The following is a 23,846-nucleotide window of genomic DNA, read 5'->3' as shown; positions in this document are numbered from 1 at the left end:
GTTTATTTCATCCTCGACTCGAGAGCCCTCTTCACGAGCTCCGCGGCCTCGAGGGGGGTCCTGCCGACGGGGACCCCCGCCTCCTCGAACGCTTTTATCTTGGACTCCGCCGTTCCTCTCCTCCCCTCAATGATCGCGCCGGCGTGGCCCATCTTCTTGCCCGGTGGAGCCGTGACGCCCGCTACGTAAGCTACGACGGGCTTCTCGAATCCCCGCGCGATGAACTTCGCGGCCTCCTCTTCCATCGTTCCTCCTATCTCGCCTATCAGCAGGACCCCCTTGGTCTCTTCGTCTTCTTCGAACATCTCTAGGACGTCCACGAAGTCTAACCCGGTGATCCTGTCGCCGCCTACGCCTATCACCGTGGTCTGACCCACTCCGAGGCGAGATAGGTACTGGCAGACCTGATACGTCAGGGTCCCGCTCCTCGAGACCACCCCCACTCCTCCCCCCTCTTTGCGCGAGAAAGCGCCCGTCGGCATGATCCCCAAGTGCGCTACGCCGACGCTGAGCACGCCCGGCGTATTGGGTCCTATCATGATGGTGCCAGACTCCTTGGCTCTCCAATACATCTTGAGTTCGTCATGCACCGGGATCCCCTCGGTTATGACGACGACCAAGTCTAAACCGGCCTCGACAGCTTCCATGAAGGCGTCGGGAGCGGCGGGGGCCGGGACGAAGATTATTGAGGCGTTGGCTCCGGTCTCCTTCACCGCCTCCTCGACGCTATCATAGACGGGGACTCCGTGGACCCTCTCGCCTCTCTTGCCCGGTCTGACGCCGGCCACGATCTTCGTCCCGTAGTCCAGCATCCTTCTGACGTGGAAGGAGGCTTGTCTCCCGGTTATGCCCTGAACGACCACGCGCGTGCTCTCGTTGACCAGCACGACCACGTCTCATCCCCCGGCCAGCTGAGCCGCCAGCTTGGCCCCTTCCTCCATGGTGGAGACCACGTAGATCGCGAGCCCGCTTCCCCGCGAGAACTCCTCCAATATGGCCCTCCCCTCCTCCTCGTTCGTGCCGGTGAGCCTAATCACGAAGGGAATGCTCGGTCTCAGAGCTCGGAGAGCCTCTACGATGCCTCTGGCCACTTCGTCGCACCTCGTTATCCCGCCGAATATGTTCATGAAGACGACCCTCACGGACTCGTGCGTCAGTATTAGCTCGATCGCTCTCTCGACCACCTCGCTCGAGGCGCCGCCCCCCACGTCGAGGAAGTTGGCCGGTCTGCCTCCCACGAATTGCACGAGATCCATCGTAGCCATGGCCATTCCAGCGCCATTGGCCAGAATCCCGACGTTCCCCTCGAGCTTGACGTAATTCAGGCCCATCTCGCTCGCCATCCTCTCTAGAGCGTCGGCCTGCGTGTACTCTATCACGCTCTCCAGCTCTCGGTGCCTGAAGAGGGCGTAATCGTCTACGAACAGTCTAACGTCGGCAGCTACGAGCTCCCCCGACGCGGTCAAGACGAGCGGGTTCACCTCTATCAGCTCCGCGTCCAGCTCCACCATGGCCTTGTAGAGGGCCCTGATCAAGGTTGAGGCCTCGACCGCTTGAGGGTCCGGGAGAGAGAGCTTCTGAACGGCTCTCCTAACATGATGGTCCCAGAGACCATAGAGGGGGTGTATCTTCAACCTCAGGAGCTTTTCGGGGCTCTTTTCGGCGATTTCCTCGACGTCCATCCCTCCCTCGCTACTGACTATCAACGCTATCGCTTTCTCGACTCTATCGAGCGATAGACCTACGTAGAGCTCCCTCTCGATCTCGAGCTTCTCCTCAACGTAGAGCTTCCTAACGATGTGCCCCTTGAACACTCGACCGAGAAGTTCCGAGGCGACGCGGGCCGCCTCCTCGGGACTCGAGGCTGTTCTTATGGCTCCAGCCTTTCCTCTCCCGCCAACGAGGATCTGCGATTTGAGGACGACTGGCCGCCCGAGCTTCTCGGCGATCGCGGCGGCCTCCTCCGGCGTCTCCGCAACTTCTCCGCGCGGGATCTTAACCCCGTACCTCTCGCTCAGAATTCTCTTAGCTATGTACTCCTGGAGCTGCAACGGTCTCATCCGCGGAGCTCGGCGCTGCCTCGGTTATTCTCTTTTTCCCCTCGGGGCGCGCCGACCGCTCTCGGTACATCGTGCCGCGTCGAGAGAGGCTTTCACCAGAGCATCGAAGGGCTCTAACCCTTCCTCGAAGATCAATCTATAGAGTCTCGCGTAGTGTTCTCTCACCTCTCTCGAGTAGGTCTCGTAGAGCTCGGCGTCGACGATCACTCCTCTCTCGTCCTCGAACCAACCGGGGCACTTCTCATCGAGCTCCAACGTCGAGAGCCCCGGCGATAGGGGGAGTGCCGGGTAGAGTCTGCACCTCATCGGCCTGCACTCGTAGACTTTGCAGCGGTAGCGTCCGCCTTCGAGCTCCAAGAACACGCACCTTCCCCGGTGATCTCCGGCGAGGACCGCGAAGGGCAGGAAATCCGCGACCACGACCTTGGAGTAGATCAGCAGGAAGTCCCTTGGTCCGACGCCGACTCTCTCGGCGAGCCTAATCACGTCGAATATCGTGAGAGAGACGTTCGGGCCCGTGCTACAGCATAGAGCGCAGCGTCTGCACTCGAAGCCTATTCCCCTCGCTCCAGCCCCGACGCGTATCCTGCCGCCTCGTCTTCTCAAGCGCGGCGCCCTCTCGTCGATCGATGAGAGCCTAGGAGGAGTTCGAGCCTGACGAAGTAAGCTCGAGGGACGCGCCCCCTCTCGTCGAATTCTACGCCCTCGAGCTCTAGCAATCTACGCTTCATCTTCTCGCGCCCCCCGAAGCTGTAACTGCCGAGGCTGCCGTTTGCTTTGATGACTCGGTGGCACGGCACGATGATGGGCTCTCTGTTTCGCGCCAACATTTTTCCCACGGCTCGCGGGCTGAGGCCCAGCGCAGCCGCTAGGTCGCCGTACGTGGTAACGCGACCCAGAGGTATCAGCTGGAGCAGAGCTCGCAGCGCCTCCTCCAAGTCCTCTGTCGAAGCTCTCTTGACTCCTCTCGAAGTCCAGATCAGCAAAAACTGCCACCGCCGCCGCTCGCCGTCCTCGCAAACTTTTCTGAGACTGAGGTAATTTTTACGTAGACGAGCTAGGTAGGCGTGGTGGACCGTTTGAGTTGCTTTATTAGAACCTCGCTGAGCATACTCTTCGCGGACCCCACCGCCGCGCCTCGCGTCTTCGAGAAGCTTTTCTCGAGCATGAGCCAGGGAGTCAGGCTGAGAGGGTTGGCGGCGGGCCGCTTGGGCGAGGGCTGCGTGATTCTCACGTCGCTCGAACATCGCCGAGAGGCGCAACGCGCCCTCGCCCCTATTGAGCTCCCGGCGCTGAGGATCGAGCTGTTCTGCGAGAATCCCGACTCCGTCCTCGAGTGCTTAGAGAAGATTAGGAGCGCCCTAGAGGGCGAGGTCTACACCAGCTCGATAATCTGAGCAAGGGCGCCTGGCGGCCCCGGGGGGATTCGAACCCCCGACCACCGGCTCTCTCCGGCTATCGCGAGCCCCCGGGGGTATCGCGGTCGGATTAGGAGGCCGGCGCCCTATCCTGGCTGGGCCACGGGGCCTCCGATATCCCAAATTTTGGGAGGAGACGCGGCTCATTTATCGTTTACTCCCGAGGCTACCCAATGATTTTGAGCATCGTCGCTAGGAACACGTCGCCGGCCTCCTCCCTCGGCTGACTATTCTATCTCGTCGCACGGCTCGCTCCTCGAGGGCTAGCCGACGCGCCCACTCGCTCCAGTACTCTGAGAGCTCCCTCACCTCGATATCGGTCAAGTCGAGGCTCATCATCGCTCTCGCCAGTTCCGCGGCCAAGTGCGAGTCGAGGACTAGGGGCACGTTGAGGTCCGCCGCCGCTCTCCTTATCTTGTAATCCAAACTAGGCGCGTGGCCCGAGGTGAGGACTAGACCTACGCGTCTTTCGGCGAGGAGGCCCAACGCTTTGGCTCTGTTCACTCTTTCGAGGCCTTGCACCTCGGCCTCCTCGAGCGTGAGGGTCTCGACTCCCATCCTCTCTAGAGCGTCCGCGGCCTCCTCGAGCATTCTCCTGGCGTCCTCGTCGAACGCGTAGACCAGCGCCGCTTCCCCCTCTCGCAGTAATCGATTAGGCGTGGCCGAGAGCCAACTCTTCAGGAGGGCCGCTTCGTATACTCTGTCGAGCGACGCTACTTCTCCCGTGCTCCTCATCTCCGGCCCGAGAGCTGGGTAGGAGCCTCTGAGCTGGGCCCAGGAGAATTGGGGGCTCTTGACGGCCCAGGAGTTAGCCGGGATCTCGTAGAAGACGCCGGGCTCGCCCAAGTCCATGGAGCCCTTCACGATGACGTCCGCGGCCAATTCCATCAGATTCACTCCACGAGACTTACTCGAGAACGGCATAGACCTGCTGGCTCGTAGGTTCAACTCAATTATGCTCACCTGCCCGTCTCTAACGAGGAATTGAATGTTGAAGGGCCCCCTTATCTCGAGCTCTGATGCTAGACGCACCGCCGCCTCGTGCATCTGCTTTATCGTTGAGTCGTCGAGGGTTCTCGGTGGAGTCACCATGGTAGCGTCTCCGCTGTGTACTCCCGCGGGCTCGATGTGCTCTAAGACTACTCCCACCACTCTGCTTGAGTCCGATACGGCGTCGATCTCGACCTCTCGGGCCCTCTCGAAGAACTTCGAGACTACGACGGGATAGCTCGGCGAGACCCTCGCGGCAGCCTCGAGAAAGGCTCTCAACTCCTCCGCGTTCCTGGCAATCTTCATGGCCGAGCCGCTGAGCACGTAGCTCGGCCTCACTATGACGGGGTAACCCGTCTCCTCCGCGAATCTGAGAGCCTCCTCGACGCTCGATGCCTCGGTCCAGGGAGGCTGCTTGAGCCCGAGCCTCTCGACTAGCTCGGAGAACAGATGCCTCGCCTCGGCTACGTGGACGCTGTGACCGCTCGTGCCCAATAGGAGTAGCCCTTTCTCTTGCATCTTCTTAGCGAGGTTGTTGGCTATCTGGCCTCCGGCAAAGGCCACGACTCCGTAGAACTTCTCGTGCTCGTAGACGTCGAGCACTCTCTCTAGCGATATCTCGTCGAAGTATAACGTGTCGTTGACGTCCCAGTCCGTCGAGACGGTCTCCGGGTTGTAGTTGAGCACCACCGTCCTGACCCCCCTCGCTCTTAAGGCCTGGGCCAGCGTCACGACGGCCCAATCGAACTCCACGGAGACTCCGATTCTGAAGACGCCGGCCCCCACGATGAGAACCTTGTTTCGATCCTCCTCGCGCGCCCTCGGAACATCGTCCTCGGAGGCCCCGTACGTGACGTAGAGATAATTCGTCACGGCAGGCCACTCGGCCGCCAACGTATCGATCTGCTTGACTCTCGGTCTGAGCTCTAGCTTCTTCCTAAGCTCCGCGACCTCCTCGACGCCGAGCCCCGTGGCCCTCGCTATCTGCTCGTCGCTGAACCCGTATTCCTTGGCTAGCCACATCAGCTCCTCGAGATCGCCTCGAGCGTTTCGCAGCGCCTGCTCGAGAGAGACCAGATCCTCTATGACGCGCACGAAGAACTTGTCCACGCCTAGCGCTCTACTCACCTCCTCGACCGTGGCTCCGAGCCTCAGGGCCTTGGCGGCGTGGAGGGGCCAATATGGCTCCCACCTCCTCAGCCTCTCCATGACCTTCTCGAGCTCTTCGTCCTCGTAGTAGTAGTCCCCTCCAACGACGCCCGGCTCCCCGATGTCCAGCATCCTGAAGGCCTTCTGGAACGCCTCGTGGAGGTTTCTGCCTATCGCCATGACCTCGCCCACGCTCATCATCTCGGAGCCGAGCATAGGCGAGACCCCCTCGAACTTCTCGAGGTCCCACCTCGGCACTTTGACCACCACGTAGTCGAGGCTCGGCTCGAAGCAAGAGCACGTGACCCCCGTGACTTTGTTGATCACTTCGTCCAGCGTGTAGCCCAGCGCCAGCTTCGCTGCTATGTAAGCGAGCGGGTAGCCCGTGGCCTTGCTGGCGAGGGCGCTGCTCCTGGACATCCTCGGGTTAGTCTCTATCACGTAGTAGCTCTCGCTGCTCTTCGGGTCGAGGGCCAGCTGCACGTTGCACTCGCCGATTAGGTCGATGGCGTTGGCCACTCCTATGCTGGCCAGCCTGAGCGTTTGATACTCGTAGTCCGTCAGCGTCTGGCACGGCGCGATTACTATGGAGTCGCCCGTGTGGACTCCCATAGGGTCGGCGTTCTCGAGACACGCCACCGCCACGGAGTTCCCGCGCGAGTCCCTAACCACTTCGAACTCTACTTCTTTCCAGTGATGGAGGTACTTCTCGACGAGCACCAAGCCTATGCCGCTGTGAGCGAAGGCTTTGAAGAGCCTGCGCTCGAACTCCTCGCGGTTCCAGGCTATGAAGCTCCCGCGGCCTCCCAAATTGAAGCTGACGCGAACTATAACGGGGTAGCCCAGTAGATCGGCCGCTCGGAGGGCTTCCTCGACGCTCGTGGCCGGGCCGCTGGGCGGGACGGGAAGACCGGCGCGCTTCATGGTCTCTTTGAACTTCTCGCGATTGAGGGCCTTCTCGACGCCCTCGATGGGCGTTCCGAGCACTCGCACACCATATCGACCGAGGACTCCTCTCTTGCTCAGCTCCACTCCGGCGCTGAGAGCAGCTTGGCCGCCGAATCCTATCATGATGCCATCCGGTCTCTCTCGCTCTATCACTTTCTCGAGGAAGTACGATTGTATGGGGACGAGGTACACTCTATCGGCTAGTTTGTGGCTCGTCTGTATCGTAGCAACGTTGGGGTTGACGAGGACGGTTTCGATGCCCTCCTCCGCCAGGGCCTTGAGAGCTTGGCTCCCGCTATAGTCGAATTCGGCCGCCTCGGCTATCTTGATAGCGCCCGAGCCTATCAGGAGCACCTTCTTCGGGAGCTCCATGACTCATCGGGCTCTCTGCGCCAATTTCAAGAAGAGGTCGAAAACCCACGTGGTGTCGCGAGGCCCGGGCGAGGCCTCGGGGTGGAATTGGACCGTGACGACGGGCCTCTTCTCGTGAATCAATCCCTCGACCGTTCTATCGTCCACGTTCACCATGCTCAACTTGAATCCGGTTCCGTCTAAAGACCTCGGGTCGAGCGCGTATCCGTGGTTCTGAGTCGTCACGTAGCACCTCCCGTCGCTTAGATCTTGGACTGGCTTGTTCGACCCTCTGTGGCCGTATCTGAGCTTGTAGACGGAGGCGCCAGACGCTATGGCCAAGAGCTGGTGGCCGAGGCATATGCCGAGGGCGGGCGTGCCGTACTCGAGCACCGCGCGAGCCGACTTAATCACGTCGCTTAGCAGAGAGGGGTTGCCGGGGCCGTTGCCGAGCACCACGCCCAGCGCTCCCTGCTCCCACACGTGCTTGATCGGGTCATCTCCGCATGGGATCCTCAGGACGGCCAGTCTCCTCGAGAGGAGCTCCCTCAGTATCCCGTACTTCACGCCGCAGTCGACCACGACGACGAGCCCTCTCACGCCGCTCTTCGGCTCGTGAAGCGTCGGCTCCTTCACCGTGACCTGATCGACGAATCTCGTGTCGTCGTATCTCTTGGACCTCTCGAGGAGACGGGCGAGTTCTTCGGATTTGGGCCCTTCCTCGTTCTCGGGATAAACCGAGAGGGCCGCCATCATGGTGCCCTTCTCTCGTAGCCTCTTGACGAGGGCTCTCGTATCCACGTGGGATGCCCCCGGCACGCCTTCCCTGGCGAGCCACTCGTGCAGGCTACACTCGCTGGCCCAATGACTCGGCTCGGTCTCGTAGGCCACAACCAGGCCCTCGACTTGAATTCTGTCCGATTCGTAGTTCAGCGGGATGCCCTCGAGCGTCATGAGCCTGCTGGGGACGCCGTAGTTGCCCACGAGCGGGTGCGTTACGACGAGGATCTGCCCTCTGTACGATGGGTCGGTCAGACTCTCCGGGTAGCCCACCATGGAGGTCGTGAAGACTATCTCGCCTACGCGGGAGCCGGGGAAGCCGAAGCCGCAGCCCTCGACGAATAATCCGTCCTCGAGGAGGAGCGCGGAGCGAAGACCGTGCCTGCATCGCTTAGGGCGCGGGCCGTTGCTCCGCTGGCTCTCTTCGTCCAAACGCGACCCTCCTAGGCGGGGAGGACGCCCCTTTATAACTATTTCGTCGTCCACGTCACATCATCAGACGCCCAGATCGAGCTCAAGGCGGGTAGGGTCTACCGAGGCTCTCGGGAGCTCCTGAGCGCCTCCTGAGCGGCTCGAACGATAACACGACGAGTAGGACGATTACCATTAGGTAGGGCAGAGACCTCAACAGCACCCCGCCCGCTCCTATATATGGAGCGAGGATGAATCTCAGCTGCATGAGACCGCCGAAGACGTAGGAGAGGACGAGAGCTCTGAGGGGATTCCACGAGGAGAATATGACCACGCCTATGGCCAACCAACCTCTTCCCGCGGTTATTCCCTCGAACCATCCAGGGCTCATGACGAGTGTTACGTACGACCCAGCTATCCCCGCTGTAGCTCCCCCCAGGACCGTCGTCACCATCCTAGTCAACAACACGTCGTGTCCGAGGGCCTCGGCCGCCGCCGGATCTTCGCCGCACGCTCTAACCTTGAGGCCCAACTTCGTCTTGAACAGAGCGAGCCACAGCGCCACCGACAGCAACATCGACGCATAGACTATGGGATCTAATCTGTCTAATCCCCCGAGCAGAGGCACGGAGCCGAGAGGCCCTAAATCGACCGTGATCTCTATTGGGTTGCCTCTGAGGCCCACGTGCTTCGACGCGACGAGGCTCGCGAGGCCCATTCCCACGATCGTTAATGCGAGGCCGCTCACCACTTGGTTACCTCGCAGTCTCACCGCGACCAAAGCGTGCACGGCCGAAAGGGCCGCGGCCGCGAGCACCGCCGCGGCGATCCCGAGCCATGGGCTCTCGGTTGTCAAGGAGACGACGAACGCCACCGCTCCGCCAACCGCTACCAAGCCCTCGAGTCCGAGGTTCAAGACGCCCGACCTCTCGGCGAAGATCTCGCCAAGAGCCGCCAAGAGGATCGGAGTCCCGTACTCTATCGAGAGCCTCACGAACGAGTTGAGGTGCTCCGCGTCCACGCGAGCTCACCGACCCGATGTGCGTCTCTTCGGCAATCCCGGCACGGCCAGAGCGAGAAGTAGCACTCCCTGAAACACCATGGTCGTGGCCACGGGAACCTTGTGCAAGATCTCGATGTATGCTCCCGCTTCGTAAATCACGCCCAAGAGGAGAGAGGCCGGCAGCACTAGTGCGGGGTGAAGATTAGCCAACCACGCCGCTATTATTGCCGTGTAGCCGTAGCCGGGCGAGACCCTTGAGGACTCCATGAGGACTCCCAACATCGTGGAAGCAACCACGAAGCCTCCGAGCCCAGCTAGCGCGCCGCTAAGTGTCGCCATCCACGTGAGGAGAGAGCGGTGGTCTATTCCACTGGCCTCGGCGACGGTACGACTGGCTCCCACGACCTTGACCTCGTAGCCGTATCTAGTGAGCTCGAGTAGAACTAGGACCAACGCGGATAATGCAACGCACGCGAGCAGAGCGTCGGAGATCTCCAGCCTCGCCTGGGCGGGAATGGGTGGACTTCTTATGAAGCCGTAGGCTCTCGGGTCGCGCAGAGGGCCCCTAACGATGTAGTCGAATATCGCCGCTGCCACGTAATTCATCATGAGAGTCGAGAGGACTTCATTCACTTCGAGCCTGGCCCTGAGATAGGCTGGCAGCAGGGCCCACAGGCCTCCGCTGGCCGCGGCCGCGGCCAGCGAGATCAGAGCGAGAGCTCTCGAGTCGACCTCGTTGGAGAGCGTCACCGCGCAAGCCGTGCCAACGAGCATTCCGACGAGGAGCTGCCCCTCGGCTCCTATGTTCCAGTAACCCATCTTGAAGGCCACGACGAGGCCTAGCGCGGAGAACGCCACGGGGAGAGACCTAACAATGCTCCTCTCGAGGCTCTTCGAAGTAGCTAGGACTCCGCCGAGAGACGTCAGGATCTCAATAGGATGGACGCCGTACAAGGCGTAGAGCAAAGCCGCGTATATAGCGAAGGCCGCGGTGAAGGCCGCAGCTACCCTAGCCGCGTGGCGCAGCGCCCTGCTCCGCTCCCTCACTCTCGACGCCTCTCCTCGAGCTCTCCCCGAAGCTCACGCCCTCTCCGGCGATCATCATGTAGCCGAGCTCCTCGACGCTGATGCCTCGATCGAAGGGCCCTAGTATTGTTCCATCGAACATCACCGCGAGCTTGTCCGAGACTTCCATCAGTTCCTCGAGCTCCTCGGAGACGAGCAGCACCGCCGTTCCCGCGCGTGCTAACTCTAAGATCTCGGAGCGAATCTCGGCGGTGGTCTTTGCGTCGAGTCCAGCGGTTGGGTTATGAGCGACGAGCACCCTCGGTCTCAGCGATAGCTCTCTGGCAACGATTAGCCTCTGTATATTCCCACCCGATAGGGTGTCGACGGGCGCTCTCAGGTCGGGAGCCTCTATCTTATAGCTTGAGGCTATACTCTGCGCCAGTCTCAACGCCTCGCTCGGCTTCAGCAGGGGACCGCGCCTCAACGCCAAAGACGCGTGGTGTTTCAGCAGTAGGTTCTCGGCTACGCTGAGGCCCCGAGCGACTCCTCTACCAAACCTACTCTCCGGTATGTAAGCGAGGCCTAACTCGATCCTCTTCTTGACGCTCGCTCGGCTGACGTCCTCGCCGGCCAAGATCACGGAGCCTCTCTCGATGCGCCTAAGGCCTACGAGCGCCTCCACGAGCTCTAGCTGTCCGTTGCCGGCCACGCCGGCGACGCCGAAGATCTCGCCGCGCCTAACGTCAAAGGATGCCCCCTTGACCGCCCACCTTCCTCTATCGCTCTTGACCCACAGGTCTCGCACCACGAGCACGGGCTCCCCCACCATCTTATCGACGCGGCTCTCGAGCTGCTCCACGCTCTCCCCGAACATCATGGCGATCAGAGTCGAGCGATCCACCTCGGCCCTCTTGAGCGTTCCCACGCGCTTACCTCGCCTCATCACGGTTATCCTATCGCATATCTCGAGGGCCTCCCACAGCTTATGAGTTATGAAAATCACGGCTTTGCCCTCGCTCCTCAGCCTGCGGAGCACCTCGAATAGCGAGCGGACTTCGATTGGAGATAAGGCGGAGGTGGGCTCGTCGAGTATGAGCAGCGTCGCCCCGAGCGCGAGAGCTCTCAGGAGCTCTGCTCTCTGCTTCTCCCCGGTGGACAGCTGCCACGCGTACGCTCTCGGGTCCACTTTCAGTCCGTATCTAGACGAGAGCTCTCTCAGCCTCCTCTCCGCCTCATGCGCGTTAAGGTCGATCGAGGCCCCGGCCGCGGCCAGCAACACGTTCTCCAAGACGGTCAGCTTCGGTATCAACGTGAAGTGCTGCGCCACCATGGCTATGCCTCTCCTCAGGGCTTCGCGAGGGCTCCATCTCTTAGGCCTCTCGCCCCAGACGATCACTTCCCCCTCATCTGGCTCGACGAGCCCGTAGAGCACGTTCACTAGCGTGGTCTTGCCCGCTCCGTTCTCGCCCAACAGGCAGTGGATCTCCCCCACGCACACCTCGAAATCGACGCAGTCGTTGGCCACGACGTTCGGATATCTTTTAGAGATTCGCCTAAGCTCCGCGGCCTTCTCGCAGCTCGCTTCGCTCAAGACCTCGCGCTCCCCTAAGAGTTTCCAGCGCTCTAACCTCGGGTGTCGATGAGAACTTAAATGGCTAAAAAACGAGCGGGCGAGAGAGCTCAGCCGATGCGCTCGACGTTATCGAGGAACCACTGCATCTCCCAGAGGTCGTCGTGCGAGGCTCTCTCGCCGCGCGCGATCCTAACGCGGCCCTCGTTATCGAGTATATCGCGCGGCTCCTTCTTCACGGGGTCGTAGCCGCTGAAGGGTTCGTAGAGCAGCTCCTTCATCTGCTCGTAGAGAATTTTAGCCGCTCCGAGGACGTTGCTCGGCACGACCTCGGTCTTCACCCTCGCCAAGTAAACGACTCCTTCGGGCTGACCCATCGCGCTCTTTTCCGGGCTCTTCATCCATCTGACGGGCTCGAAGTCTCCGAGCCTCGCCCAGATGTCCTCGCTCATTGAGGCGCCCGCGTAGTATTTGGCCAAGATGTATTCGTAGATCGGGCCCCAGTTCACGATCTGCCCGGTCAGATGGGCATTAGGCCCGTATTGATACATATCGCTGTAGTGGCTGAAGCTCCATACCCTTTTGTTGTACTTCGTCTGATACTCTTCGGCCACCTGGAGAACGGTCGGCGAGTCCTCGGTGTAGGCGATGACATCGACATTGTACTGGTCCACCAATATCTTGGCAGCGAGCCTAGCCTGCTCCGGCGTGAACCACGCTCCCAGCTCGCTCGAGACGTAAACCTTCACATCTCCCTTTCCGGCCAGCCTAGCTCCGTCTCTGGCGCCGAGGGCGAAGGCGTTGAGGTGCCTGATGACCTCCGGTATGAGGAAGGCCGGTACGTAGCCGAGTCTGCGAGTCTCCGTTACGGCTCCCGCGATAAAGCCGTTGAGGTAGTACACCTGGTAGAGCTCGGCGAAGTACGTGCCCACGTTGGCAGCTCTCTTGTAGCCGCTGCAGTGCCAGAACCACTTATCTGGATACGCTTTCCCGGCCTCTATCGTGGCGTCCATGAAGCCGAAGCTCGTCGTGAAGACCACGTCGAATCCTTGCTCCACGAACATCTTGATCGCGCTGAACGCCTCGGGCTCTGGCACGCTCTCCTTATATCTCGCCTCGAGCCAAGGGAATCTCTTCTCGACGTATCTCCTGCCGAGCTCGTGCGCGTGAGTCCATCCGTAATCTCCTATCGGCCCAACGTAGATCCACGCGGCCTTGACGCGCCTCGGCGGAGGAGTCACCGTGGCCGTTCTCGTGACGGTAGCAGTCGTGGTCCTCTCTACTATCCTCGTCGGCGCGGCCGCTCTACCGACGGCGTAGCCCAGGACTCCGGCAACGGCGGCCGCGCCCGCCGCTCCGATGAGGGCTCTCCTGGAGGTCCTAGGACCCGAGGACAATATCCTCCACCCAATGAGGCACCCGACGAGGATCGAGATGCGGATCTCCGCGCTCTCCCTAAAAGACTTATAGGGAGGGAATTGGGGGCCGAGGGCTCATTCGTGGTAGAAATTCGAGAGCAATGTTCGATCAGAGCCCCTCAGGGCTTCCTCAGCACACAGGCGAAGAAGCCGGGGGAGTCGTGCTCGCCCGGCACGAATCTCGCTGCAGCGTGATCGGTTAGCAACGATTGAGGGAATGGCGTTGGTGGTTCCTCCGGCTTGAGCCCGAGCTCTCTCCGAGCCCACGCGATCAGGTCCTCATTCTCTTCTCGCGTGAGCGTGCACGTCGAATACGAGATGAGCGCCCCAGGCGCGGCCGCGCGGGACGCCTCAGCGAGCAGCCTCCTCTGAAGCCTCACTAGCGCGTCGAGCTTCTCGCGCGTCAGCTCGAAGCGCAATCTCGGCCTAACGCCGAGGCCGCTGCACGGCGGGTCCACGAGAACTCGAGTGGGTCTTAGGCCGGCCAAGAGAGAGGAGATCCTGCGCGAGTCTGCTTTCATTACTGCTATCCCTCGATGGCCGAGCCTCTTGACGTTCTCGATCAATCTTCCGACTTTCTCGATGGTGTGGTCAACTGCGATCACGAGAGCTCTGCCTCTACTGAGCTCGTAGACGTGCGTCGCCTTGCCCCCCGGCGATGCCGTGGCATCCAACACTACGTCGTGCTCCCGCGGCGAGAGCATACGCCCAACGAGCATCGAGGGAAGGGCTTGATCGTATATGAGCCCCTCTCGATAGGCCTCGGTCTCCCTCATCTTCGGAGCCCTATAGGGGCTAGCCTCGACCTTCACCGCGAGCCCTCGTCTCTCTCCGCGCGCCAGCGGGTTGTCGACCAGGGTTCCCCACCCAACGACTCTGCCGTCCGGGTCTACCACGTGTACTCTCCGTCCTACTTCTCCTCGCACCGAGACGACGCCGGGGGCGTAGAGGTCTGCTCCAAGCGCTACGCTCTCGGCTGCGAATCTATCGGCGACGACTCGGCCCTCGGCTCTCAGGCTCGAGGGGTCGAGGCCTTTCTCGACCACGGCGTATATCGCTTCTTCGAATCTGCCGTCCTCCCTGAAAGCGAGAGATTCTCGCCGGAGCTTTGAGATCACGGTCGACGCTGTGGACTTCAACGTATTCACTCTGACATAATATCTCTTAGGCGGAGCGACGGCGGCGCATAGGGCGTCCTCTAAGCTCAGCCCGTAAGGCTTCAGCACTGGGCGCAAGAGCTCCACAACTAGGTCCGGGATTTCGAGGGAGGCGACCCAATGGTCTTCCGAACAGATGAGCCTCAAGGTCGGGTCGCCGATGCTCGGCCTCTACGCGGACGACCCGAGCCTCGCCCGCTCGATCAACTTGAGGACGCCGGAAACGTTGCGCTCACTAGGCACCACCTGATAGTAGAAGTCGCTCACTTCGCGCAGAGCCTCGTTGTCTCCCCCCACCATCACGGTGACCAAGATCGCTCGAGAGCTTTCGAGCTTAGCTCGCTCCAACATCACCGTGTCCTCGCCGTCGGTTATGAGGACCAGCGTGCTCGTCCCCGAAGAGCGCTCCCTCGCTGCCACGTCGAGCAGGGCTTGCTCGATCGAGGAGGCTATTCTCGTGCCTCCATTGGGCGGGATCTTGAGGAGGGCCTCGAGTATCTCCGTAGGCTTTTCTAGGGGGGGCCCGTTCTCCGGGTGGACCTTGACGTCAAACATCCTGAGCGCGAACCTCGACCCTTTCAGCTTGGCCAGCTTGAAGAGAGCGAGAGCGACGCTCCTCGACCAGATCATCTTGAAGCCACACATGGAGCCGCTCTTGTCGAGGAGGACATAGAGCGTCCCCTCCGCGCTCTCCTCGAGCTCTCGCGCGAGTAGCTGACCGACCGCGATCTTATACTCGAGGAGAGCGTCGGGGAGGCTCAGCTCGCGGGCGAGAGCTCGCTCGATCTTGCTCGTTGCGCTGTACCCTCTGAGCTCGTCGCCCCGTCTCTCCCTCCTCTTCAGCAGCCTGACCCGACGCGGCAACTCACGCGTGACGCGCGCTGCCAGCTCGACGATTGAGCGCGCATCATCTACAACGAGAACGTACGAGGTCAAATCGATGAGCTTCTCAATGAATCCCTCCTCTGTTCCAGCGCCCTTCGAGCCCATCAGCTCTTTCAGAGATCGCGCGATGAACGCTGCGCTCGCGGCTCTCCGGAGAGCTCTGCTCAAGAGGGCCTCGATAGATGGAGGGGTCGAGGCCTCGCCGCTCCTCTCCCCCGCCGGAGTCCTCTCTCCTCCCCTCACTCCCCCGTCCCAGAGAGAGCTCAATCTCCCGGAGGCTCTGCGCAGCTCCTCCAGGATCGTCTTGGCTAGCTCCACGGCATAGACCATCGATACATCCTCATCGAGAACGGTGCTCCTCCTGGCTCTAGTAAATTCGTCGGACGCCATGTACTTTGAGAAGACGCGCCTCAGCCTCTCCATAAAGTGGTCACCGTTCCTGTCCCGAAGTATCGGGTACACGGAGTAGTGCGCGAAAAATCCGTCGGCGATCGCCAGCCTCACGTGCGGGATAGCATCGTAGAGCTCCTTTTGCTCCGGGGACAGCCTGTCCCCGACGGCCCGCATTATGACTCGATAAATGGGGTCTTCCGGCACCACATTGAGTAAATTGTTGCTCAGAGCCTCGAGGTCCTCGCCCGCTCGGGGCCTCAACGAGACTGACCTCCCCCCAAACAGCGAGCGCTTTAACCGTCTACCGTCCTCATCTCATAACTTCCTCCGACCCTCTCGCCCCTTTCCACTCTCCTCGGCGAATTCCGTAGAGAGGCTCGTGCTCGGCACGCGCCCGCGCGTCCTCGAGGAGGCGCGCCGCCCTCGAGAGCTCCCTCTCCAGCTCTTTGGCGTAAGATCTAAGCCTCGGATTGTCCCCGGTAGATCTCATGATGAGGCGCGCGCGAGCGGCTAGCGCGCTTAAGGCCCTCTCGGCCTCCATTGCGTCGATCTCGCGAGTCATTAAATTGCGGCACAGATTCTTCAGCTCGGCTAGCAACGTCTGCAACTGCCTTATCTTCACGCTATAGGAGGAGAGACCAACTCTCATGAGAGCTTCCTCTACTCTCTCTAGGTCCTCCTCCGTCGAGGGAGCAGTCGCTCTGACTGCGTCGGCGAGGCTCTCCGGCGTGACCTCGGGCTCTCCGTGCACAACCGAGTACGCGGCTGACACCTGCAGCGTCTTGACCTTCCTCCTATCGCTCAGTTGGATGCCTCTCTGCCTCAACTCGGCTAGAACTTCTATGTACTTCTCGAGCAGAGGGCGCTGCTGTTGCAGCTTCTCGACCCTCCTGAGAGCCTCCGCCTGCAGCAGCCTGACGTCATCGGACTTCAGCAAGGGAGAGAGCGCCTGGTTCCCCAGAAGCCTGAGGCCCTTCGTCAGGAGGTCCGGCCAACTTTCCATGGACACGTTCCTGCCGAAGTATCTCAGCGTTATTCTATCATAGAAGGCCGCGTCCTCCGCGTCCGTGGACACCTCGTTGCTAGCCATGTAGATGGCCAGCAGAGGCAACCTGAAGTACTCGACGCCGTTGAGGAACCTCTTGTGTAATATCACATCCAGGAGGACGTTGCGAATAGCGCTCGACGCTTTGAACACTTCATCGAGAAACGCTATCTCGGCCTCGGGTAGCCTCCCGGCGGTTATCCTCTTATATCGGCCCTCTCGGAGAGCAACGACGTCGAGGGGTCCGAGCAGCTCATCTGGCTCGGTGAAGCGCGTGAGCAGGTAGTAGAAGTACTTGGCGTCTATGAGTTTGGAGAGCGTCTCCACGATCTGCGTCTTGGCCGTGCCGGGGGGGCCCACTAAGATGACTGGCTCGCCCGAGACCAAGGCCGCCAGTACAGCGTCGATCGCTTCGTCCTTCTCAACGAACAGATCTAGCATCTTCTCCCTGAGCGCGAAGAGCCTTTCGTCTATGCCGCTCGCGCGCGCCTCGACCATGGAGTTCACACGCACCGGTCTCTAACGAGAAACCGCAGGCAAGCGGGGCTTTCTGCTCAGACCCCACATATTAAGCTAATTCGAGCTCGCGAGAGCTCCGCGCTCGAGAGAAGCGATGGCGTTGCCGGCTTTACCGTGCTCATGAACACTACAGCCACAGCGAGGAGTCTCAGGCTTTGCAATAGATTCCATAGGATTCCACGGGTATAGTCGAGGCGTATACGCGACCGAGGAGGAGGCCCGTTGGACGAGAGTCTACGTAGCGAGCGCTGATAGAGGAGCGCCCTTCCCCGATGACTGGTCTGCTGGTCTGTCCCCAGAAGCCGAGGGCGGAAAAGAGGGCGGTTGGTCCGCTCAGCAACGGTGCCGGAGGCGCGGATCCCTCTTATCGAGTCGAGGGCTCGGTCACGGCTCTCGTGACCGAGCGGAGCGCTTAGCGGCGTCTCTGCCCTCGCCTCCGAGCTCGTCGGGGCTTCACGTCGACTACGAAGCGCCCAACCGCTCGCGCCGTTCACGAAGGAGCTCGAGGCTCCGCCCTCGATAGCAGTTTTTAGAGAGCCTGCCTCGCAGCATACAGCGGATGAATGTAAGTTGAGCAGGTCGAGGGAGCTTTACCGCGATAGGATAGCTCTGGCCGTGGAGCTGCTGAGCGAGCTCTCCAAGCGAGCTGAGGTCACGCGCGAGGAGGCGGTAGAGCTCCTCAAGAGGAAGTATAGCGAACTAGACCTGTCGCCTCTCAGAGGGGCAGCCATACCCAGCGACATATTCGACAAAGAGATGGCCACTCTCTTCGTCGTTGGTAAGTACGGCATGGGTCTAGACCAAGATTATCCCGCGCTCTTCGAGGAACTCTTCTCCAAGGAGGCTCGCTATGAGGAGGCGGCTCGTGTCATCCGAGACCCCGCTCTCCCGCTCGACGAGAGAAGAGCCAGAGTTAGAGCGCTGGTGGGGGAGCTGAACGGCAACGAGCTCTCTAGGATATTCCGAGTGGTCTTCACGAAGGTCGTGCTGGGCTTCGGCTCCGAGGAAGAGCTGAGGAGCCTCCTGAGCTGCGCCATGGAGGTCTTTCCGGAGTTCGAGAGAGAGATAGCGAAGTACGCTAAGTTCTACATAGGCTTCAAGATAGCGGAGAAGATAAGCTCAGGTGAGATCGCCGACAAGATCTCTAAAGAGGCTGAGAAGCAGGCTCTCAACATAAGCTTAGGGCTTGGCAAGACGATACCCGACGACGAATACATAGGGACGATTGCCGCTGGCGTCTTCAAGGTGCCGAGGAGGACGCTGAGGAGAATCCTCGGAGCCCGATGGGGTGGTGAGCGAAGTGAGAGAGCTCGTAAGAGTGGAGCTTAGCGGTGAGGATTTGCTCGAGGTCAGCCGAGGCCCTCCTCCCCCCATAGAGGAGGGGGAGCGTCTAGTCGAGGTAGATAGCCTCCTTGTCTCGCCCATCGACGTCGCGCTGTCGAGGCTCTCGAGCTCGACACGGCCCGGTATTCTCTTCAGCGGGAGGACCCTAGAGGCCGAAGGCTCGTCGAGCGAGAAAGTGATCAGGAGACCCTCCAGCTGCCGCGCCATCTCGAGAGAGCTTGCGCGCAGGTGCTACGGTGGAGAGCTCTCCTGCTCTCCAACGGACGAGCTTGTCGTCTCCTCGAGGAAGCTTAGGTGGCCAGCTCTGCAGTTCATCTACGAGTCGCTGATCGCGGCGCGCGACGCGATCGAGGGGAGGTCTCTGCTCGTCAGCGGACTCGGCCTTCAAGGTAAACTGATGAGCCTCCTGCTAGAGGGAAGGATCAGCGTCTATCCCCCCCAGCGTAGAGCCCCGTCGAGCTTGCCGGTAAACTTCGTTAGCTCGGAAGAAGTCAAAGAGAGAAGTTGGGACGTCGTGATCGCTTGGACATTAGACCAGGGGCTGATCAGCGAGGCGCTGAGCCTGGTGCAGGATCCCGCGACGATCGTAGTGGCCCCCATAGTTAACTGCTTCGCGAGCCTCCCGCTGGATAACTTGAGAAGAGCGCGCGTTCGCGTGGCCTGGCCGGATAGGCCCTTCGACGAGGAGGACTCGAGGCTGTTGGAGGAGCTGGAGGAGCGAGCGCTCGCGCTGGGCGACGTGGAGTTCGTGCACTTCAGCGAGCTGCCCGCCCGAATGAGGAGACCCTACGTGATTGTCAAGTTCGATTGAGCTCAGAGCTCGAGCACTCCACGAGCTCCGCTATCCTGCGACGCTCACTCGACGAGAACAGCCCCGATGTCCGTAGCACCCGCACGCCTTCTCTCGCGTAGACCTCCAAGTCGTAGTCTGAGTCTCCCACGAAGACTGCCTCTTCCGGCTCCACCCCCAGCCTCTTCCGCAGGGTCTCCAGGTGAGGTCTACCCTTCTTGTGAGACGAGCCGTCGAAGCAGAGGACTAAGTCCAGACGCTCCACTCCTCGGAGCATCTCGACGAGCTGACACTCGTTGTTCGAAGATAACGCCACGAAGCATCCCTTCATCTTAAGCTCTTCCACTAGCATTAGCGCCTCCTCGTGGATCTTCGCGCGTCCGATGATTTCTCTCTTCATTTCTACGAACGTCTCGTAGATCTCCTCCGCCACTCGGGGGCCTACGCCCAACATCCTCAGCTGATCTATGAACGTACGGCCGGAGGTTGCGAGGTAAGCCGCGCGAGCCTCGTCGTAGCTCATGAGGCCTCGTTCGCTCAGCAAGCGAGCGGCTAGATCCGCGTAGTCGCGCATCGTATCGACGAGCGTGCCGTCCAGGTCGAAGAGCACCGCTCGACATTTAACCTTGGCCTCCACCGTCTTCTCCCCCAGCCCTTCTCGATCTGCCGAGCCTCGCGATGTAGGCCTCGACGGGCGTCTTAGTACCGCAGTCAGCGACGCAGAGCCCTAGGGTCCTCATCTTATCGCAACCATAGGTGAAGTACTTCTTGCCTCCTCCTCTCTTCCCGAGCAGATGCTCCACCTGATATCTAGTCTTCTTCTCATCGAAGTCGGGCAGCCCGCGAAAGATGTCTACTATCTGCTCCTCACCTACCCCCACTTGAGCCAGAAAGGTCGCGAGAGCAAACCTCTCATGGTGGGACAGGTTCTCGCCGGACTCCGCCCTAGCGAGAAGAGCCGCTAAGCAGGGCGGCAGAGCCCCCCTATCGAGGGGCCCTAGCTCTACGCGCTCGAGCGAGGTCTCGATCCGCGAGGTCTCCGGCGCCTCGAGTTCTCTCCTCACCTCCCCCCAGAGCTCCTCCAGGCGCCTCTTGAGCCTCTCGTCTAGTGGAGAGCCGCTAGTTGAGTACTCCTCGATTATTCTGCTCACGGCTATACTCATAGCCTCCTCGAGCAACCTCAGAACCTTCCTCTTATCGAGGTAGACGCGCCCCCGAAGCAACCTCTGGTTCGTGAGCTTCCACCGAGGATCGGCTCGCAGTCTGCGAGACAGCCTCAGATAGTCCTTCAGCGGTACGGAGAATCCGTAGACCTTCACTCTATAGCCCGAGGCCGTCAAAGCGATCAGCACCTTCAGCGCGTCGTTGGCCTCGTGTCTGCGCAGCTGAACCCCGATCGTCCTCGCCACCTCAACGAGTAGCTTCTCGTCTGCTCTCTTCAGCTTCTCGGCGAAGCTCTTCGAGACTGCCGTGGAGAAGACTCTCCAGAGCCTCGCGTCGCCGAAGAGGGCGATAGTTCTGAGAGCCGCGTGGAACAAGACGACCTCCGTAGCCGCATCTCCCCGCCCGGCGTACGGGTACTTCTTCTTTTCGAGAGCCTCTCTCAGAGTCTCCTCTAGTTTGTCCCACGCGTTTAGCAAATCCACCGCGACTAGGGGGTCTCCGACGTCGCTTACGAGCCCCAGACTGCGCAGGTACTCCGACGGATCCCTAGCGAGAAGAGGTATCTCCGCCGCCCCAACGAGTCCGCTCTCGAATCTCAACCGGTCGCACCCAGCTCGCGCAGTGACGGCCCGAAGCCTTCCTGGCTAACCACTATCGAGTGGAGCTCGCCGGCTAATCTCGCAGCCTCACGCTCCTCGGCCACGAGAGTCAAGCTGAGGTCCAACGGGCCGCGAGCTATCATACGTAGCTCAGCGCCTCGCAGAGCCTCGAGCAATAACGCGAAGACGCTCGGGTCTCCTATTCCGTGCCCGATCACGGATACCGCCGCCACGTTCTCCTCCACCGAGTAATCTCGCACGTAACCTGAGTCGGCGAGCTCCTGGAGCTCGCTAGAGATGCGCCTGTGCGAGCCTCCCTCGACCAGGAAGTTCATGGAGGTTTCGGACGCCGGCTGAGCCATCGCTATTACGTTTATGCCCGATGAGCTCAACAGGCTCAGAACTCGAGCAGCTGTGCCGAGTCTGCCTACCATGCTCGCTCCGCGCACCACGAGGAGCTCGAGTCGACTAGACATGGTCACAGACTTCAGGGGAGGGTCCGCCGATGCGCCGCTCACGAGCGTGCCCGAGCTGCTGTTCATTCGCGTGACTCTCACATTGACGCTCGTTCCCAGAAGAGGCTCGAAGGTCCTCGGGTGGAACTTCTTGCCGCCCAAGTGCGAGAGCTCTATCGCCTCCTCGAAGCTCAGCCTCGGCACGAGCCTCGCATTGGGGAATAGTTTAGGGTCGCCCGTGAAGATGCCGGGGACGTCTGTGATCAGCCTAACTTCGGATGCTCCTAGACATTTGCCGACGAACGTAGCAGTGTAATCGCTCCCTCCTCTGCCCATGGTCGTGATCCTCCCGCTCGCCGTCTCGCCTATGAAGCCAGCTATTAGGGGGATCCGACCGGAGTCTATCTGTCTCAGAAGCTTCTCGCGCACGTAAACGCAGCACTCCCTAGTGGGTGATGCCTCGCCGAACCTCTCATCCGTTATTATCCCGGCCTCTCTCCCGAAGAGGGGCACGGGCTCTAGCGACATCTCCGTGAGGCTCTCGGCTAGTAGATTGATGGCCAACCTCTCACCGAAGGACAGGAGGAGATCGCGTACGCTAGCGACGTGTATAGCCAGCTTCAAGAAGGCGTCAAAGGTCCTCCGGAGCTCCTCGAGGAGCTCTCGCGCGGCGCGCGCGTAGCGCCCCTCGCCGAGCTCTTCGATTATCGACTCGTGATTCCTCACGACCTCGTCAATGGGCTCGCGTCTCTCGGTCTCATAGGCGTCCAAGATGAGCTGAGTGGTTCCGCGGAGAGCCGAGACAACCACTACGGGCTGAACCCTCTCCTCGATCAGGTCCCTCACGTAGCTAGCGGCTCTTCTCAAATCCTCCGCTCGCCCGAGCACGGACCCCCCGAATTTTACCACTAGCAGACCTCTCTTATCGACGCTCTTCGCGTTCCCAAAGTCTGCTCACCCCGGAGGTCCTCGAGGGCCCGCGGAGGTCCTCGCTGTGGCCGCCTTGCGATGGGATCGTAGAGCAATTTAAGCGTTTGGTGCGGCTCCCGCATATAAAGAGGGCGAGCGATTAATAATCGGTGCCTAGAGGAGCCTGTGGGAGCGCTCGTTGCCTCTCGAGGCGGAGCTCAGCGAGAGCGGCACCCTTAGGATAAGGGCGGCGAGCCCCGGAGTCGAGGTCTGGTCTGTTGAGTTCTCCTTCAAGACGGAGATCTCGAGAATAGAATGCGGAAAAGAGAAGCGAATAGTCGCGCACCTCAGCGACAAGATAAAGCTCAAGAAAGCGTTGAAGCTCGGCGAAAATATCGAGATCGAGCTCGGACTACCGCGGGATAGACTCGTGGAAGTGATAGTTCACTACGCGGAGGCAGGCCGATATTGTAAACTCAAAGTTCTATAGAGAGGAGAGCGGACGGATTCGGGTCTTCCGCGAGGGGCGGGGGTTCACTCGATGGTCGAATCGGCGAATCAGCGCAGACCCGACCACGAGGCCTTAAGACAGGTAGAGCTGCGCCTCGAGTCGGCCAAGAGCGAGCTGGACTTGTGGATAGAACGAGAGGTGATCGGAAAGCTCGAAGAAGAGCAGTTCACGGAACCCCTCCTCTATATAATCAGAGGAGGCAAGAGGCTGCGAGGATCTCTTGTTATCGCGCTATCCGAGGAGCTGGGAGGGACAGGCGATAAAGCCCTTCGCTCGGCTGCTGCAGTCGAGTTGGTCCACGCGAGTAGCCTAGCGCTCGATGATATAATCGATCTCGACCTGAACAGAAGAGGAAGGCCCGCAGCCTGGGTGGCACTCGGAGTCTCTAAGACTGTGCTCGTGAGTAATTACTTGATCCCACTTGCTCAGTCCCTAGTAGAGCCTCTCGGATTCGCTGCGCTCAGCGAGGTCATAAGATGCTGGCTCGAAATGACTCGCGGCGAGTTGCTAGACGCCTTTTCTCCCTCGGCCCCTTACGAGCTCGTGATAGATCTGAAGACCTCGAGCCTCTTCCGGCTCGCTTTATCGCTAGCGGCCTTCTCGGCCGACGAGCGCTCTCTTATCCCGACCCTGCGAAGCCTCGGGACTCGCTTGGGACTCGCTTACCAGGTGGCCGACGACTTGGTGGACATCTGCGCCGCCTCGAAGAAGGGCACGAGAGAAGTGGCGGGGCTCTCGAGGTTCGTTAAGTGGCTTGGCCTCGAGGTTGAGCCGAACGCGTTCAATTGCGGAGCGGAGGTCTTGGAGAGAGGGCTTGATAAGCTCCTCGGAGTCGTCCGCGAAGCCGAGGAGGAGGCTAAGAGGATCGGCTCGACTGCCCCTATTCTCCGATTCGTGCCACGCTACATGGTCTTCAGAATGCTGAAGGAAGGTCTGCCGAGTCACGCCGAGAAGGTTCTCCTCGAGTAA

Annotated in this window: 21 protein-coding genes and 1 tRNA gene; 5 read left to right on the top strand and 17 right to left on the bottom strand. The window is 60.6% G+C overall.

All coding sequences use genetic code 11. The annotated features are described in order from the left end of the window. Positions 1–2: 2 nt before the first annotated feature. From sucD to QXU97_05355, 4 genes are read right to left on the bottom strand one after another with little or no spacing between them, the layout of a single operon-like run. Entirely contained in the window at positions 3–893 is an 891-nt protein-coding gene (gene sucD, locus QXU97_05370) for a succinate--CoA ligase subunit alpha (GenBank protein ID MEM4036018.1), read from the bottom strand. 3 nt (positions 894–896) lie between these two features. Continuing rightward, positions 897–2,060 (bottom strand): ADP-forming succinate--CoA ligase subunit beta, encoded by a 1,164-nt coding sequence (sucC, locus tag QXU97_05365; protein ID MEM4036017.1) that lies wholly within the window; start codon positions 2,058–2,060, stop codon positions 897–899. Between the two features lie 24 nt (positions 2,061–2,084). Next, positions 2,085–2,666 carry a YkgJ family cysteine cluster protein gene (locus QXU97_05360; protein ID MEM4036016.1) on the bottom strand — a complete coding sequence of 194 codons (582 nt, stop codon included), beginning with the start codon at positions 2,664–2,666 and terminating at the stop codon, positions 2,085–2,087. After that, entirely contained in the window at positions 2,663–3,046 is a 384-nt protein-coding gene (locus QXU97_05355) for an MGMT family protein (protein ID MEM4036015.1), read from the bottom strand. Before QXU97_05355 ends, QXU97_05360 begins: the two co-directional genes overlap by 4 nt. A 93-nt stretch (positions 3,047–3,139) precedes the next feature. Here QXU97_05355 and QXU97_05350 point away from each other — a divergent pair, with 93 nt between their 5' ends. After that, positions 3,140–3,457 carry a hypothetical protein gene (locus tag QXU97_05350; protein MEM4036014.1) on the top strand — a complete coding sequence of 106 codons (318 nt, stop codon included), beginning with the start codon at positions 3,140–3,142 and terminating at the stop codon, positions 3,455–3,457. An 11-nt stretch (positions 3,458–3,468) separates the two neighbouring features. On the opposite strand, the gene QXU97_05345 is transcribed toward QXU97_05350, so the two are convergent. The 10 genes from QXU97_05345 to QXU97_05300 form a co-directional block, all read right to left on the bottom strand. After that, positions 3,469–3,588, bottom strand: a tRNA-Arg gene (locus QXU97_05345). An 82-nt stretch (positions 3,589–3,670) separates the two neighbouring features. Then, positions 3,671–6,937 carry a carbamoyl-phosphate synthase (glutamine-hydrolyzing) large subunit gene (gene carB / locus QXU97_05340; protein MEM4036013.1) on the bottom strand — a complete coding sequence of 1,089 codons (3,267 nt, stop codon included), beginning with the start codon at positions 6,935–6,937 and terminating at the stop codon, positions 3,671–3,673. Between the two features lie 3 nt (positions 6,938–6,940). Then, positions 6,941–8,128, bottom strand: a complete 1,188-nt coding sequence (carA, locus tag QXU97_05335) for a glutamine-hydrolyzing carbamoyl-phosphate synthase small subunit (GenBank protein MEM4036012.1) — start codon at positions 8,126–8,128, stop codon at positions 6,941–6,943. A gap of 82 nt (positions 8,129–8,210) precedes the next feature. Beyond that, the gene (locus tag QXU97_05330; GenBank protein ID MEM4036011.1) at positions 8,211–9,128 is read right to left on the bottom strand and encodes an ABC transporter permease; all 918 of its coding nucleotides are present in this window, start codon (positions 9,126–9,128) and stop codon (positions 8,211–8,213) included. A 6-nt stretch (positions 9,129–9,134) separates the two neighbouring features. After that, entirely contained in the window at positions 9,135–10,157 is a 1,023-nt protein-coding gene (locus tag QXU97_05325) for an ABC transporter permease (GenBank protein ID MEM4036010.1), read from the bottom strand. Next, positions 10,120–11,709, bottom strand: coding sequence for an ABC transporter ATP-binding protein (locus QXU97_05320; GenBank protein ID MEM4036009.1), 1,590 nt, complete (start codon positions 11,707–11,709; stop codon positions 10,120–10,122). The genes QXU97_05325 and QXU97_05320 overlap by 38 nt, the downstream gene beginning before the upstream one ends. An 89-nt stretch (positions 11,710–11,798) precedes the next feature. Beyond that, on the bottom strand, positions 11,799–13,085 hold the full coding sequence (locus QXU97_05315; protein MEM4036008.1) for a BMP family ABC transporter substrate-binding protein: 1,287 nt from the start codon (positions 13,083–13,085) through the stop codon (positions 11,799–11,801). Between the two features lie 140 nt (positions 13,086–13,225). Beyond that, positions 13,226–14,410 carry an RsmB/NOP family class I SAM-dependent RNA methyltransferase gene (locus QXU97_05310; protein MEM4036007.1) on the bottom strand — a complete coding sequence of 395 codons (1,185 nt, stop codon included), beginning with the start codon at positions 14,408–14,410 and terminating at the stop codon, positions 13,226–13,228. A gap of 24 nt (positions 14,411–14,434) precedes the next feature. Next, complete coding sequence (locus QXU97_05305; GenBank protein ID MEM4036006.1) at positions 14,435–15,802, bottom strand: VWA domain-containing protein; 1,368 nt, start codon at positions 15,800–15,802, stop codon at positions 14,435–14,437. 49 nt (positions 15,803–15,851) lie between these two features. Then, positions 15,852–17,084 carry an AAA family ATPase gene (locus QXU97_05300; GenBank protein MEM4036005.1) on the bottom strand — a complete coding sequence of 411 codons (1,233 nt, stop codon included), beginning with the start codon at positions 17,082–17,084 and terminating at the stop codon, positions 15,852–15,854. A 591-nt stretch (positions 17,085–17,675) separates the two neighbouring features. Here QXU97_05300 and QXU97_05295 point away from each other — a divergent pair. Both QXU97_05295 and QXU97_05290 read left to right on the top strand, forming a co-directional pair. Further along, positions 17,676–18,434, top strand: coding sequence for a DUF2192 domain-containing protein (locus QXU97_05295; protein MEM4036004.1), 759 nt, complete (start codon positions 17,676–17,678; stop codon positions 18,432–18,434). Further along, positions 18,397–19,260, top strand: a complete 864-nt coding sequence (locus QXU97_05290) for a hypothetical protein (protein ID MEM4036003.1) — start codon at positions 18,397–18,399, stop codon at positions 19,258–19,260. Before QXU97_05295 ends, QXU97_05290 begins: the two co-directional genes overlap by 38 nt. On the opposite strand, the gene QXU97_05285 is transcribed toward QXU97_05290, so the two are convergent. From QXU97_05285 to QXU97_05275, 3 genes are read right to left on the bottom strand one after another with little or no spacing between them, the layout of a single operon-like run. Continuing rightward, on the bottom strand, positions 19,247–19,876 hold the full coding sequence (locus QXU97_05285; protein ID MEM4036002.1) for an HAD hydrolase-like protein: 630 nt from the start codon (positions 19,874–19,876) through the stop codon (positions 19,247–19,249). The genes QXU97_05290 and QXU97_05285 overlap by 14 nt on opposite strands. Next, the gene (locus tag QXU97_05280) at positions 19,860–21,002 is read right to left on the bottom strand and encodes a hypothetical protein (GenBank protein ID MEM4036001.1); all 1,143 of its coding nucleotides are present in this window, start codon (positions 21,000–21,002) and stop codon (positions 19,860–19,862) included. The genes QXU97_05285 and QXU97_05280 overlap by 17 nt, the downstream gene beginning before the upstream one ends. Next, the gene (locus QXU97_05275) at positions 20,999–22,366 is read right to left on the bottom strand and encodes an aspartate kinase (protein ID MEM4036000.1); all 1,368 of its coding nucleotides are present in this window, start codon (positions 22,364–22,366) and stop codon (positions 20,999–21,001) included. Before QXU97_05275 ends, QXU97_05280 begins: the two co-directional genes overlap by 4 nt. Positions 22,367–22,565: 199 nt before the next feature. Between QXU97_05275 and QXU97_05270 the strand changes: the two genes are divergently transcribed. Together QXU97_05270 and QXU97_05265 are read left to right on the top strand one after the other, a co-directional pair. Beyond that, entirely contained in the window at positions 22,566–22,856 is a 291-nt protein-coding gene (locus QXU97_05270) for a hypothetical protein (protein ID MEM4035999.1), read from the top strand. 51 nt (positions 22,857–22,907) lie between these two features. Beyond that, a complete protein-coding gene (locus QXU97_05265) occupies positions 22,908–23,846 on the top strand; it encodes a polyprenyl synthetase family protein (protein MEM4035998.1) in 939 nt (312 codons plus the stop codon).

The organism is Fervidicoccaceae archaeon (assembly GCA_038878695.1).
GTDB lineage: Archaea > Thermoproteota > Thermoprotei_A > Sulfolobales > Fervidicoccaceae > JAVZVD01.
Note: the sequence above shows the minus strand (reverse complement) of the source record. Positions and strands in the feature narration are given on the sequence as shown.

Coding starts and splice junctions, on each gene's coding strand:
- sucC (MEM4036017.1), bottom strand. CDS start 2,060: ATGAGACCGTTGCAGCTCCAGGAGTACATAGCTAAGAGAATTCTGAGC.
- carB (MEM4036013.1), bottom strand. CDS start 6,937: ATGGAGCTCCCGAAGAAGGTGCTCCTGATAGGCTCGGGCGCTATCAAG.
- QXU97_05300 (MEM4036005.1), bottom strand. CDS start 17,084: ATGGTCGAGGCGCGCGCGAGCGGCATAGACGAAAGGCTCTTCGCGCTC.
- QXU97_05265 (MEM4035998.1), top strand. CDS start 22,908: ATGGTCGAATCGGCGAATCAGCGCAGACCCGACCACGAGGCCTTAAGA.